The organism is Pseudomonas sp. ANT_J12 (assembly GCF_008370045.1).
Lineage (GTDB): Bacteria > Pseudomonadota > Gammaproteobacteria > Pseudomonadales > Pseudomonadaceae > Aquipseudomonas.
Map to the genome: position 1 here is coordinate 101,279 of NZ_VOBN01000017.1, position 13,415 is coordinate 114,693.

Consider the following 13,415-nt stretch of genomic DNA (forward strand, 5'->3'; position numbering starts at 1 on the left):
GTCAGGCACGCAGCGTCGACAACGCGGACAAGCCCCGCTCCCAAATTTGCCAGGTACGCAGCCAGACCATGGCCTGCCAGTCGCTGTCAGCCGGATAGAACTGCTCCAGTAAATTGAGCTTGATCCCGCGCCCCACCGCATCACTCGGATTGCCATGCAGGTGCAGCCAGTGGTCATCGCGCAAATGCCGATGAACGTCGGCCCCCGGATACGTCCCGCACTCGATCACAAACGGCATCAATCGCACGTCAGGCAAAGCATTAAGCAGCGCTTGCGAGGTGTAACCCGTCGCAGTCGCGGCCACTCCGGTTTCGCTCGTGGTGTTGGCGCCAGTGTGCAAGGTGTAGAGCCATGGGCCGTAAATCGCCTGGGCATCGTCCAGCGCCGGATAGGCCGCTTCGGTAATGGTCAGCAGCATCGGATGACCGTATTCACCGGCGCCCGTGTGCAAGTCGAAACACAGGGCGACCTCGGCGTGGGCGATGTGTTGCTGAATGATCCGGTGCAGCGTGCGGTTCGACCAGCTCGGCGCCAGGCCGCCAAAGAACAATCCATCGGGATGACTGTGCTGGCCACCCTCGACGATCGACATCACCGCCGGCCAGCCGTGCTCTTTGATCTGCGCCTCAAGCAAGGCATCCGCCCGATCACGCTCGGGGCCGTGCAACTCAGCGCAGGCATAGATTTGATGCAGCAACCCATAGGCCTGGTTATCCGGCAAAGGACGTTCGAAGTTCAGGTGATTGCGGTTCAGATCGATGTTGTCTTCATTGACCCGACGCAACCACGCCGTGCCCCACGGGTTGATCAGATGGATCATCACCACCGCGACATCCGCCGGTAGCGAACGCTTACCCAAATCCTGCAACCATTTGATCTGACAGCCCGAGCCATAGAAGCCTTCGACCCCGTGGGTGCCGCTCAGCGCGATCAGCAGCCGTTTGGCGCGCGGATCGCCCAGCACCGCCACATCGGTGCTCAACGGCTCGCCGAACGGCCCTTTGAGCGGATGCGGATACTCGGTCAAGGTCGCGCCGGCCGCCGTGGCCGCCGCGAGGAATTGTTCACGTTGCCCACGGTAACTCGGCTGGGTAGGAAACTCGGTCTGCATGTGTGCCTCTTGTTGGTTTTCTGGCCGCTGTGTTGCTCTCGACCCTACAGAAAATTCACCGACTGATGAAGGGCAAAAGTGTTGTGGCGGTCGGACGCGGTTTGCGTCGCACCCTGTCGGCCGATAAAGTCCCCGGATCTTTTATCCCACGGACGGAGTGCCCCACGTGTTCCCAGCCTTCCACTTGAGCCGCTATCGCCTGCCAGCTTTGTCGCTGATCGCCACCGCGCTGACCCTCGCCGCGTGCAATGCCCCTCCGGCTTCGACGCTGCCCATCGCGCCAGAAGTTGCCTCGGGTTATCGCACCGACCTGCAAACCCGGCACGCCTCCAGGCACATGGCGGCAGCGGCCAACCCATTGGCGGCCGAGGCCGGGCGGGAGATGTTGCGTCAGGGCGGCTCGGCCATCGATGCGGCCATTGCGATGCAAGCCGTGTTGACCCTGGTGGAACCGCAATCCTCAGGTATCGGTGGCGGCGCGTTGATTGTGCTGTGGGACGGGAAAGCCGTGCGCACGTATGACGGTCGGGAAACCGCTCCGTCTGGCGCCACCGAGAAACTTTTCCTGCAAGCCGATGGCACGCCGATGCCGTTCACCCAGGCGCAGATCGGTGGCCGTTCAGTGGGGACGCCCGGGGTGTTGCGAGCGCTTGAGCTGGCGCATCAGAAACACGGACGCCTGCCCTGGGCGAAGCTGTTCGAACCGGCGATAAAACTCGCGGAACACGGCTTTGCCATCTCGCCGCGTTTGCATCAGCTGATTGCTTCCGACTCGTCGATGCAGCGGTCGCCGGACATGATGGCGTACTTTCTGAATGCCGATGGCAGCCCGAAAGCGGTGGGGACATTGCTGAAAAACCCGCCGCTGGCCGCCGTGCTGAAACGCATCGCCAAAGAAGGGCCGGATGCGTTGTACAAAGGGCCGGTTGCCGAAGAAATCGTCGCCAAAGTCCAGGGGCATAAAAACCCGGGCAGCCTGTCGCTGAACGATCTTCAAGGCTACAAGGCCAAGGAGCGCGCGCCGCTGTGCACCGACTACAAACGCTGGCAAGTCTGCGGCATGCCGCCACCGTCGTCCGGCGGGATTGCCGTGGCGCAGATCCTCGGCACCCTGCAAGCCCTGGAAACCCGCGACCCGCGCCTGGCCCTGGCGCCGCTCAAACCCCACAAGACCGATAAACCCGCCGGCATCGAACCCGCCCCCGAAGCCGTGCACCTGATCTCTGAAGCCGAACGCCTGGCCTACGCCGACCGCGCGCAATACGTGGCCGACACCGACTTCGTGCCCGTGCCGGTCAACGGCCTGGTAGATCCCGCTTACCTGGCCAGCCGCGCCGCCCTGATCGGCGATCGCAGCATGGGCACGGCCAAACCCGGCACGCCGCCGGGCATTCAAGTCGCTTACGCGCCGGACCGCTCGCCACTGCGCATCTCCACCTCGCAAGTGGTCGCCGTCGATGACGAAGGCGGCGCAGTGTCCATGACCACCACCGTCGAATCGGCGTTCGGCTCGCACCTCATGGTCCAGGGCTTCATGCTCAATAACCAGATGACCGACTTTTCGTTCATCCCCGAAGAGAACGGGCAGAAAGTCGCCAACCGCGTCGAACCCGGCAAACGCCCGCGTTCTTCCATGGCCCCTACCCTGATCTTCGACCGCCAGAGCGGCGAATTCCTCGCCACCGTCGGCTCCCCTGGCGGCTCGCAAATCATCGAATACGTCGCCAAATCCACCATCGGTCTGCTCGACTGGAACCTCGACCCACAAACCGCCATCAGCCTGCCCAACTTCGGCAGCCGCAACGGCCCGACCGAACTGGAACAAGGGCAGTTCAGCCCGGCGTTGATTCAGGCGCTGAAAGACAAGGGGCATGTGGTGAATGAAATCGACATGACCAGCGGGACTCAGGCGATTGTTCGGGCCAAGGATGCGCAGGGAAAGGCTTCGTTGGAAGGTGGGGCCGATCCGCGGCGTGAGGGGGAAGCGTTGGGGGATTGAGTCATACGCAGGAATGAGAAAAGGCTTACCGGGAGGTAGGCCTTTTTGATATTGCCTGCCAGACAGTTGCGCGCCGAGAGGCGGATGTCGCGGAGTGAATCGTTACCAAGCCTAGCGGCTGATCTTCAGCGCCTGCCGCGCCTGATGCTTTTCCAGCGCCAGGTCGATCAGGCGGCTGACCAGTTCGCTGTAAGTCATGCCCGTGGCCTGCCACAGCTTGGGGTACATGCTGATGCGGGTGAAGCCGGGCAGCGAGTTGATCTCGTTGATCAGCACTTCGCCACTGTCGGTCAGGAACACATCGACCCGCGCCAGGCCAGAACAGCCCAGCACCTGGAAGGCCTCGACGGCCAGGGCGCGAATACGTTCGCTCGCTTCGACGCTGATGTTGGCCGGAACCACCACCTGGGCGGCCTGGTCGTCGATGTATTTGCTGTCGTAGGAATAGAAGCCGCTGCTCACGACGATCTCGCCACAGCCACTGGCGATCGGCTGATCATTGCCCAGCACCGCGCATTCAATCTCGCGACCGCTGACGGCAGATTCGATCAGTATTTTTTCATCAAAGCCCAAGGCCAGTTCGACCGCCGCCGTGTATTCGGCTTCGTTGGTCACTTTGCTCACGCCCACCGAAGAACCCTGGTTCGCCGGTTTGACGAACAGCGGCAGGCCCAGTTTGCCTTGTACTTCAGCGAACCCGGTGCGCTTGGCACTGGCGCGGTTCAACGTCACAAAGGGCGTGACCGCGATCCCGGCGTCACGCAGCAGGCGCTTGCTGATGTCCTTGTCCATGCACACCGCAGAACCCAACACATCGGAGCCGACAAACGGCAAATCCGCCATGCGCAGCAAGCCTTGCAGGCAGCCGTCTTCGCCGAGGGTGCCGTGGACGATCGGGAAGATCACATCGACGTGGCCCAGCAGTTCCTGGCTCGAGGTTTCCACCAATTGCTGACTGGCCTTGCCCGGCACCACCGCCAGTTCGCGATTGGATTGATTGAGGGCGATCAGCGCCGGGTTTTCCTGATTGAGCAGGAAGTTGGAGGGGTCGTTGAGGTGCCAGTGCCCCTGTTTGTCGATGCCGATCAGCACCGGTTCGAAGCGCGAACGGTCCAGTGCATCGACAATGTTTTTCGCCGATTGCAGCGACACTTCATGCTCCGCCGAACGGCCGCCAAAAATAATTCCTACCCGCAGCTTGCTCATTGCCTGGCCTCATGGTGAATGTGCTGTTTGATACCACGGTAACGCCGATGAGTTAAAGGCTGAAACTTCGTGCAACCTCGACGGGTCATTGCTAATACGCATCCCGCCATACAGAGGCCGCCCTTGAACGCTCCGACCGATCGTCGCAACAGCCTCTCCCTGGACGGGCTCAACTTCTTTCTCGCCGATGTGCGCGACGGGCTCGGGCCGTACCTGGCGATCTATTTGCTCGCGGTGCACCACTGGGACCCGGCCAGCATCGGCCTGGTAATGACCCTGGCCGGGATCGCCGCGTTGCTGACCCAGACGCCTGCCGGAGCGCTGATCGACCGCACTCGCCGCAAACGCGGGGTAATCATCGTGGCGGCGCTGATGGTGACGGTGAGTTGTCTGCTGTTGCCGTTCATTACGTCGTTCACCCTGGTGGCGATGACCCAAGCCTTGAGCGCCGTCGCGGCCTCGGTGTTCGCCCCGGCCATCTCTGCCATTTCACTGGGCATCACCGGGCCACGGGCCTTTACCCGTCGCACCGGGCGCAATGAAACTTTCAATCACGCGGGCAATGCTGTCGCGGCGTTGCTGGCCGGTGGTTTTGCCTATTTGTTTGGTCCAGTGGCGGTGTTTTACCTGATGGCGGTAATGGCCCTGGCCAGCGTGATTGCCATCAGCTTCATCTCGCCCCAAGCCATCGATCACGACGTTGCCCGAGGCTTCGACCCGCAGGGCCCGGCCCATGGCGAACAGCCTTCCGGCCTGAATGCCTTACTGCACAACCGGCCGCTACTGGTGTTCGGTATCTGCTGCGGGCTGTTCCACCTGGCGAATGCGGCGATGCTGCCGCTGGTGAGCCAGAAACTGTCCCTGGTGAATCTGCAGATGGCCACACCGCTGACATCCGCCTGCATCGTCGCCGCGCAATTGGTCATGGTGCCGGTGGCGCTGCTGGTGGGATGGAAGGCCGATGTCTGGGGGCGCAAACCGTTGCTGCTCGCCGGCTTCCTGATCCTGCCCTTGCGCGGGGTGCTGTATACCCTGTCGGATGATCCGTACTGGCTGGTGGCGGTGCAGTTGCTGGACGGCGTCGGTGCCGGGATCTTCGGCGCCTTGTTTCCGGTGGTGATCAAGGACCTGACCCAAGGCACCGGACGCTTCAATGTGAGCCTGGGCGCGCTGTCGACGGTGTTCGGCCTGGGCGCCGCACTGAGCAATGGCTTGGCCGGGCTGGTGGTTCAGCAAGCGGGGTACAGCGCGGCATTCCTCACCTTGGCGGCGATAGCGGGAGCAGCGCTGGTGTTGCTCGTGGTGGCGATGCCCGAGACGTTGAATCGCGGGTCCACCATGGCCGATCAACCGGTGGCCACTGCGCTGACCTGATCAGCGACTGGCCACCAAATGCGCGCCGAACAGCAGGTAGCAACTGCCGGCAAAACGGTCCAGCCATTTGCGCGAACGCTCATAAACGCCGGCGACCCGGCGACTGGCAAACAGTAGCGCCACGCTGCAATACCAACTGAACGACAGGCTTGCCATGGTCAACACCGCCAGCGCCAGCAACATCGGTGGCGGTGAGGCTGGCATGGCCGTGGCGAAGATCGTCGCGACGAACAGCGCCGACTTGGGATTGGTCATGTTGCCCAAAAAGCCCCGCCCATAGGCCGACAGCAGCGTACACCCTGCCCCGTCCAGCGAGTCGCTTGCACCCGGCACCCGCGCCGGTTTGCGCTTGAACTGCTTCAACCCCAGATAGATCAGGTAACAGCCACCGGCAATCTTGAACGTCAGATAAAGCGTTGGCGCCGCACTGAACAGCGACTTGATGCCCAGGCCTCCGGCCAAGCCCCACAACACCGTGCCCGTGGCGACGCCCAACGCGGAGACTACGCCGTGCCGTCGGGAACAACTGGCCGACAATTGTGCGATGTTGAAGAAGTTGGGGCCCGGCGTGATAACGGCGACCGTCCACAAAAGGGCCAGAGACAATAACGGCGCGGCGTAACTCAGGTGGCTCAGTTCCATTGGAAGAATCGCCTTCATGGCATCGGAGGATTTTGCACCTTGCAACATTTTGTCGCGCTTTTCTACTTGTCGTTGTGATGTATCGGTCAGCAGACAGACCCTTGTTCCTGGGTTAACGTGCTCTGAACCGAGTACAAGACAACAGCACCATGGCCAAGCACACGCTCCCCAACGACTGGCTTCACCGCGCGCCCAACGTTGGCGGGCTGGAGCGTATCGAGGCGTATTTTGCCGGCCACGGCTACGAGCTGCATCGTCATGACACCTACGCCATCGGCCGCACCCTGGCCGGGGTGCAGCGCTTTCAGTACCGAGGCGGCTGGCGGCACAGTCTGCCGGGTGGGACTTTGGTGCTGCACCCGGACGAGATCCACAATGGCGAGGCCGGCACCGACAGCGGCTTTCATTACCGAATGATGTACATCGAACCGGCGCTGATCCAGCAGATACTCGGCGGTCAGCCGTTGCCGTTCATCAAGACTGGCCTGTCCACCGATCCACGCTTGTTCGCGGCCACCGATGTGCTGATGCGCAGCCTGGACGACCCGCTCGACCCACTGGAGGAACAGGACGCACTGTTCGATCTGGCGCACGCCCTGAGCACCGTTTCCGGCACACCTGGCAAACGCCAGGGCTTCGACTATGTGGCCGCGGAGCGGGCCCGGGAGTTCATGCACGGCGCCCTTGATCGCACCGTGACCCTGGAGGAACTGGCGCAGCACAGCGGGCGGGATCGCTGGAGTCTGTCGCGGGATTTCCGCCTGTTGTTCGGCACCAGCCCTTATCGCTACCTGACCATGCGGCGCCTGGACCTGGTCCGCGCGTTGCTGATCCAGAGCCAGTCGCTGGTCAGCGCCGCCCTCACCGCCGGCTTCACCGATCAGAGCCACATGACCCGCCAATTCAGCAAAACCTACGGCCTGTCACCGGCGCGCTGGATGAAAATGCATCGGCGCTGAAGCACGCACAATCGTTCAAGAATTCACATCGACAGGCTGGTTATCGTGGGCCCGGAATCAATCTGGAGTACCCCTCGATGAACACGTTAAAAAGCCTGAACTTCCTGCAGAAAATCGAGCTGATCGACCAACACTGGTCACCCCGGGTCATCGCTGAAATGAACGACTATCAGTTCAAAGTGGTAAAGCTGCTGGGGGATTTCATCTGGCACGATCACCTGGACACCGACGAAACCTTCATCGTCCTCGAAGGGCAATTGCGCATCGACTTTCGCGATGGTCATGTGCTGATTTCGGCTGGTGAAATGTACGTCGTGCCCAAAGGCGTCGAGCACAAGCCGTCGGCGGAACAGGAAGTGAAACTGCTGCTGATCGAACCCAAGGGCGTGGTGAACACCGGCAGCGAAGGCGGCGAACGCACGGCGGTGAATGATCTGTGGATTTGAAAAACAGCGCCAATGCGCAGACTGTGGCCGTCGCGATCACTTGACCGACTTCCCGGTCGACGAATAAGGACATTACATGAGCGACTTCCCGACCCTCGAAACACCGCGCCTGCTGTTACGCGAAATCGTAACGGCCGATGCCCCTACGGTGCTGGCGATTCACGGCGATGAACAGGCGATGCGCTGGTTTGGCATGGACCCGATGACCGACATCGCCCAGGCCCAGGCCTTGGTCGAGACATTCGCCGAGTCGCGCACGCTGCCCAATCCCGGTATCCGCTGGGGCATCCAGTCCCGGGAGCAGAATGAATTGCTCGGCAATTGCGGCCTGTTCAAATGGAACAAACCCTGGAAAAGCTGCTCACTGGGTTTTGCGCTGGGGCAATCGGCCTGGGGCAAGGGCATCATGTCCGAAGCGCTGCAAGCCACGCTGGTTTGGGGGTTTGCACAGATGCAGCTCAATCGGATCGAAGCCACGGTCCACCCGGACAACCAAGCGTGTTTGAAGCTGCTCGAACGCTTGGGTTTCGTCCAGGAAGGTTGCCTGCGCCAGGCGGGTTTCTGGCTGGGGGAACATCACGATTTGCTGCAACTTTCATTGTTGCGCGCAGAGTTTGCACCCTCGCCGATCCGGGGGACTTAGTCAGACTCGCTCAGGGCCTTGCCATCCACCGGGTCACCGATCTTCAAGAAGTGCCCACCGGCGACATGGTGCAAGGTGCGCAACGCATCGTGCCCCTCGAAGTGCCAGCGGCCGTCGCTGAATACACGCTCATCGGCCTGGGCGGCAATCACTTCGGCCAGAAACAGGTCGTATTGCTGATGATTGTGCGGCTCCGGCAGCAGCCGGCATTCCAGCCATGCGACGCAACCTTCCAGCATCGGCGCATCGATCAGCTCGCCGCTGAAGGTCTGCAAGCCATAGGCCTGGAACTTGTCCTGGCCTTGGCCTTGCTTCAATTCCAGGCCCGACGTCGAGCCCACGGTTTGCACGATATCGGCCTGCGCGGCACAGGGCACGTTCACCACGAATGTCCCCGAGGCTTCCAGCAGTTGTCGGGTCCAGGTGGACTTGTCCAGCACCACCGCGATTTTCGGCGGTTCAAAGTCCAGCGGCATGGCCCAAGCCGCGGCCATGATATTGCGCTGGCCGTCGTGGGCCGCGCTGACCAGCACGGTCGGCCCGTGATTGAGCAGGCGATAGGCCTTGGACAACGGAACCGGACGGCGATGGGAAACGGTCATGGGTGTCTGCTCCTGGGAAAAGCGCCGATTGTAGCGGGATCCCCCGGGCAAACATCAAGTCGCCAATTGATTGGCAAACTGGCCCACCGCGTTCACCACTTTCTGCGCGCCGTCGCGAATCTCGACGATGACCGTGCCCGCCTCCGCCGCCAGCGCCAGACCTTGTTCTGCCTGGACTTTGCCGTCGGTCATCAGGCTGACGGCATTGCGCGCCATGTCCTGGTTCTGCCGCACCACGCCGACAATTTCATCGGTGGCCTGGCTGGTGCGTGACGCCAGTTGCCGGACCTCGTCCGCCACCACCGCAAACCCTCGGCCCTGCTCACCGGCCCGCGCCGCTTCGATGGCCGCGTTGAGCGCCAACAAGTTGGTTTGCTCGGCAATGCCGCTGATGGTCTTGACGATGGTGCCGATCACCAACGATTGCTCGTTCAGCGCTTCGATGCCCTCACCGGCGGTTTGCATGTGTTTGGCCAGGTCGCGCATCACGTCCACCGCCTGAGTCACCACCGCCGTGCCGCGCTGGGCGCAGTTATCGGTTTGCAGCGACGTGCTGTAGGCAATGTTGGCGGCCTCGGCGACGGCTTGCTCCTGATTGATCTGATCGGTAATCACCGTGGCGAACTTCACCACTTTGTAGAGTTTGTTGTTGGCGTCGACCACCGGGTTGTAGGACGCCTCCAGCCAGACCTCGCGACCGTGACTGTCGATGCGTTTGAAACGGTCGGCGATAAACTCGCCATTGTTCAGACGGCGCCAGAAATTCTGATACTCGGCACTGTTGTACTCCTCAGGTGTACAGAAGGTGCGGTGATGTTTGCCCTGGATCTGCGCCAGGCTGTAACCCATGCCGTTAAGGAAGCGCTCGTTGGCGCTCAGCACATTGCCGTTGAGGTCGAACTCGATCACCGCCGTCGAACGCACCAGCGCACCGATCAGGTTCTCGTGTTCGCGAGACGCTTCGATGGTGCGGGTCAGGTCACTGGAGTAAATCGAGAAATGCTTGATCCGCCCGTCCGCCGAGCGCACCGGCTGCAGGATTGAGCGCAGCCACGCCTCGGCACCATTGCCGCGCGACAAACGCACGGTACCGGCGAAATGCTCACCGCGAGTCAGCGCATTTTTGAAGCGCCGATGGAATTCGTCGGACTTCACATGCGTCGGCACGATGTCTTCGATGTGCCGCCCGATCAGGTCATTGCTCTTGTAGAGCATCTCGCCAAGAAAATTCTGATTGACCGATTGCACCCGCCCATCAGGATCGAGGGTCAGGACCATCATCTCGCTTTCCAGGCTGTCCTTCACTTGCAGGAGGCTGGAGAGTTCTTCGCGAAGAGCGGACAGCTCCTGCTTCAAGCGTTTGTTGAACATGGGAAGGCACCGATAGGCAGGGAAAGAAAGCGGGATGCAGCCTAGCCATCGGCCTTGTGGATATTTTCTGAAGAGTGGTTGAGGGTTGTCCTACAAAAATAATGGCGACGGAGCCTCTGTGAACGTTGCGTCAGATCGGTGGAGTAAACCTCCTTCAGGAATGCATCACAAACCGGGCTTCAAGCTTGTTCAATAACTCAAAGGTGTTCATGTAGGGAACTCCAAATACTTCACAAACATTTGGAATAGTGAATTTGCGTTTGATTTGCGGGTTATAGGCTTCATGCGTCACGACCACTGCTCCTGTCGACATGGCCTTGGCTATGAGCCACGGGTCAGCGCCTGCAAGAAAGTCCTCTAGTGCGCCGGGTTTCATAAGCGGGATTTGTTCAGCCATTTTCGATGCGATGCTTGCGAAGGCAGCCTGCGTATTGGCATCACTGGCCTCATCGAAAATTTCAGCATTCTCTTTCACCCACTGAGTCAGTTCATCGTTACCTTTCGATAACTCGTCTCGCACCTGGACGATACTGGCGATCTCCAGTGCTTGGTGCTGATGAATCAGCCAAGACCAATAGCCCGGGCAGATGGACATGCCGTAGTAACGATTTTTAGCTTCAATCAGCGTGTTGGAGTCCAGCAAATGCTTCATGTAAGCAACCTGCCGGCATACGTTTTCAGCTTGGATGGTTGAATGCCCAGCAACTTTCCTGCTTCACGCAGCAACAGCCTTCCGCTTTGGGTTTCAGCGATGACGGCCTTGCTGAAGCGCACGCTGTTTCTCGTTGAGGCCGTTCGGTAATAGCTACCTCCGCCACTTTCCTTGTCCCGGTAGGCTTGCAACACCTGTTGATAATGAGCGACATAGTGCTCAGTCGATATGAAGCCAAGATCCCTGGCACGCCGCGCAATGACCAAGTGACTGACCCGAAAACCGGCGGCCAAGGGCGCAAGATTGCTCGTCCACTCCCGATCTGAATCCCATGCGGTCTGGAAGGCATCCTGCGGAACCAGAAACTCACCGGCAACCGCATTACAGAAAGCTTCTTCATTGTGATCACTGTGGCTACTGCCGTCGGATATACCCGAGCTGCCGATCCAGATGTGGGCCAGTTCATGCATCAATGTGAACAGCCTGGCGGTTGACGCATCGGCGCTGTTGATAAAAACCACTGGAGCCAAACGGTCACTGATGGCAAAACCACGAAACTCACTGACATCCAGTTTGCGATGAGTATTGCCCAAGGCAACGCCACTGCGCATGACCAGGATGCCGACGGACTCGGCAGCGTTTATCAAGTCACGCAGGTAGTCGTCATGATTCTGGTGTTTAACATCCTCACTGATACGCAGCACCTCGCGCAGGTCGGTGACCACATCCAGAACAGACGATCGAATGGAAAAACGGCCGACAAACGGCAACGGCGAGACGCCATGATCCTTCAGGTAGTCGAGATACCAATGCTGCTTACGCAAGACATCCTTGATCGTGTCGATGAGGTTCAGGCTGGGTGGCGAAGGCGATACACCGCCAAGGGTACGTAAGTCAGGCAAAGGAAGATGCTCTGCGGGCGGCTCCTTCAAAAAAAGAAAACCGAACGGCACGTGCGCAATGGACGCCCACTTTTGCGCCTGATTGAAGGTTGGAAGACTCTTGCCTGCCTCCCAGTCTCTGATTCTTTCGGACTTTACAGGCAGCCCTTTGGCGATCTGTATTTCAGACAGGCCTGCGCGTAGCCGAGACCACGACAAGAGTGCGGGATTGATAAAAGCGAATTGGCTCATAAGTGATGTGCGCAACCTTGGAAGGAGCGTGTTTGAGATGGCGTAACTATAGGAGTCCGGTTTTAAGCCCGTCAATTGAAGGCCTGTAGCCTGTAGGACCGCGGTATAGACCGGTTATGAACCGTCCTGCACACGCTTTGGAAATGACGTTCAATTCGCCAGGAATTGCCTTACAACGAGAGCCATTTTCAGCCACTAACTCGAGAAACCCGCCGTGTCGCGGTAAAACCTCCTCCCCAATAAGAGGAAAGAGGCTACGCCCATTACCAGCTCCCTTCGCAAAACCCACCGCTCTAGCCCGGCCACATCAGGTATTCTCCAGCTAAATTGCAACAACATGTTGCACCGGTATCTACCCGATAAGGAGTTCCGTTTTGGAGTTATCGACTGCTTGCCGCCGCATCCGGGGCCGCTGATTGCGGTCAGCGCGTTGCACGCCGACCTCGGCCTGACCATGTTGCTGGGCTTGAGTATCGCGATTGCGGCGGTGATTCTGGCCGGTCCGCTGTACGGCAACTGGCTGTCCAAGCGCATGCACGTGGAAGAGCCGGCAGAACTCGGCGCGCTGTTCAGCGCCCCGCCCAAGGCCCCGCGCCAGCCGAGTTTCGGCATGTCGTTGCTGATCATTCTGTTGCCTGTGTTGCTGATGCTCTGCAGCACCTTGGCGAAAGTCGCCATGAGCCCGGAAAGCACCGCCGCCCTGACCTTGAAATTCCTCGGGGAGCCTCTGGTGGCGCTGGGCATTGCAGTGATGGCGGCGGTGATCTGCCTCGGCTGGGCCAATGGCATGCGCCGCGAAGAAGTCGGCGGCACGTTGCGCAAAAGCCTGGCGCCGATTGCCGTGTTACTGCTGACCATCGGTGCCGGTGGTGGCTTGAAGCAAACGTTGCTCGATGCCGGCGTCAGCCAGACCATCAGTAAAGTCGCCGAAGGTGCGCACATGCCCTATCTGCTGCTGGCCTGGCTGATTGCGGTGGCGTTGCGTCAGGCCACCGGTTCGGCGACGGTCGCGACCACTACCACGGCGGGGATCCTGGCGCCGATGATGGCAGGGCTGGCGGCGACGCAAAGCTCATTGGTGGCGCTGGCGATTGGCGCCGGCTCGGTGTTTTTCTGTCACGTGAACGACGCGGGGTTCTGGATGGTGCGCGAGTACTTTGGCTTGCAGCTCAAGCAGACAATCTGGGTCTGGTCGATCCTGCAAACCATCGTGTCGGTGGTGGGGTTGGTAGGGACGTTGTTGTGGTGGCATTGGCTGACTTGATGGTCGCCTCGCC

The 13,415-nt window shown here is 60.3% G+C and carries 12 protein-coding genes and 2 pseudogenes; 6 read left to right on the forward strand and 8 right to left on the reverse strand.

The features are described 5' to 3' along the window. Position 1: 1 nt before the first annotated feature. A complete protein-coding gene (locus tag FQ192_RS26390; protein WP_149661151.1) occupies positions 2–1,111 on the reverse strand; it encodes a DUF2817 domain-containing protein in 1,110 nt (369 codons plus the stop codon). Positions 1,112–1,277: 166 nt separating this feature from the next. On the opposite strand from FQ192_RS26390, the gene ggt reads away from it, so the two are divergent. Next, positions 1,278–3,110, forward strand: a complete 1,833-nt coding sequence (gene ggt / locus FQ192_RS26395; protein WP_149661152.1) for a gamma-glutamyltransferase — start codon at positions 1,278–1,280, stop codon at positions 3,108–3,110. Between the two features lie 111 nt (positions 3,111–3,221). Here the strand turns inward: ggt and ddlA are convergent, their stop codons facing one another. Further along, the gene (ddlA, locus tag FQ192_RS26400; RefSeq protein WP_149661153.1) at positions 3,222–4,316 is read right to left on the reverse strand and encodes a D-alanine--D-alanine ligase; all 1,095 of its coding nucleotides are present in this window, start codon (positions 4,314–4,316) and stop codon (positions 3,222–3,224) included. A gap of 123 nt (positions 4,317–4,439) precedes the next feature. Between ddlA and FQ192_RS26405 the strand changes: the two genes are divergently transcribed. Next, positions 4,440–5,690: an MFS transporter gene (locus FQ192_RS26405; RefSeq protein WP_149661154.1), complete on the forward strand. Its 1,251-nt coding sequence runs from the start codon at positions 4,440–4,442 to the stop codon at positions 5,688–5,690. On the opposite strand, the gene FQ192_RS26410 is transcribed toward FQ192_RS26405, so the two are convergent. Continuing rightward, the gene (locus FQ192_RS26410) at positions 5,691–6,332 is read right to left on the reverse strand and encodes a LysE family translocator (RefSeq protein WP_149661180.1); all 642 of its coding nucleotides are present in this window, start codon (positions 6,330–6,332) and stop codon (positions 5,691–5,693) included. A gap of 149 nt (positions 6,333–6,481) precedes the next feature. Here FQ192_RS26410 and FQ192_RS26415 point away from each other — a divergent pair, with 149 nt between their 5' ends. The 3 genes from FQ192_RS26415 to FQ192_RS26425 all read left to right on the forward strand — a co-directional run bounded on the left by FQ192_RS26415 (position 6,482) and on the right by FQ192_RS26425 (position 8,380). Beyond that, the gene (locus FQ192_RS26415; protein ID WP_149661155.1) at positions 6,482–7,291 is read left to right on the forward strand and encodes an AraC family transcriptional regulator; all 810 of its coding nucleotides are present in this window, start codon (positions 6,482–6,484) and stop codon (positions 7,289–7,291) included. 77 nt (positions 7,292–7,368) lie between these two features. Beyond that, positions 7,369–7,737: a cupin domain-containing protein gene (locus tag FQ192_RS26420; protein WP_149661156.1), complete on the forward strand. Its 369-nt coding sequence runs from the start codon at positions 7,369–7,371 to the stop codon at positions 7,735–7,737. Positions 7,738–7,813: 76 nt separating this feature from the next. Continuing rightward, complete coding sequence (locus FQ192_RS26425) at positions 7,814–8,380, forward strand: GNAT family N-acetyltransferase (protein ID WP_149661157.1); 567 nt, start codon at positions 7,814–7,816, stop codon at positions 8,378–8,380. Here the strand turns inward: FQ192_RS26425 and FQ192_RS26430 are convergent. The 5 genes and pseudogenes from FQ192_RS26430 to FQ192_RS26445 all read right to left on the reverse strand — a co-directional run bounded on the left by FQ192_RS26430 (position 8,377) and on the right by FQ192_RS26445 (position 12,138). Further along, positions 8,377–8,982 carry a flavin reductase family protein gene (locus FQ192_RS26430; protein WP_149661158.1) on the reverse strand — a complete coding sequence of 202 codons (606 nt, stop codon included), beginning with the start codon at positions 8,980–8,982 and terminating at the stop codon, positions 8,377–8,379. The two genes, FQ192_RS26425 and FQ192_RS26430, sit on opposite strands and share 4 nt — an antisense overlap. A 54-nt stretch (positions 8,983–9,036) precedes the next feature. Continuing rightward, on the reverse strand, positions 9,037–9,468 hold the full coding sequence (locus tag FQ192_RS35160) for a methyl-accepting chemotaxis protein (protein WP_372242365.1): 432 nt from the start codon (positions 9,466–9,468) through the stop codon (positions 9,037–9,039). A gap of 156 nt (positions 9,469–9,624) precedes the next feature. Continuing rightward, positions 9,625–10,353 (reverse strand): annotated as a pseudogene (locus tag FQ192_RS35165) (PAS domain-containing protein); the annotation flags it as partial. A 154-nt stretch (positions 10,354–10,507) separates the two neighbouring features. Further along, positions 10,508–11,005, reverse strand: a complete 498-nt coding sequence (locus FQ192_RS26440) for a DUF4411 family protein (RefSeq protein ID WP_149661160.1) — start codon at positions 11,003–11,005, stop codon at positions 10,508–10,510. Next, complete coding sequence (locus FQ192_RS26445) at positions 11,002–12,138, reverse strand: XRE family transcriptional regulator (protein ID WP_149661161.1); 1,137 nt, start codon at positions 12,136–12,138, stop codon at positions 11,002–11,004. The genes FQ192_RS26440 and FQ192_RS26445 overlap by 4 nt, the downstream gene beginning before the upstream one ends. Before the next feature lie 391 nt (positions 12,139–12,529). Between FQ192_RS26445 and FQ192_RS26450 the strand changes: the two are divergent. Further along, positions 12,530–13,402, forward strand: a pseudogene (locus FQ192_RS26450) (gluconate transporter); the annotation flags it as partial. Positions 13,403–13,415 lie beyond the last annotated feature (13 nt).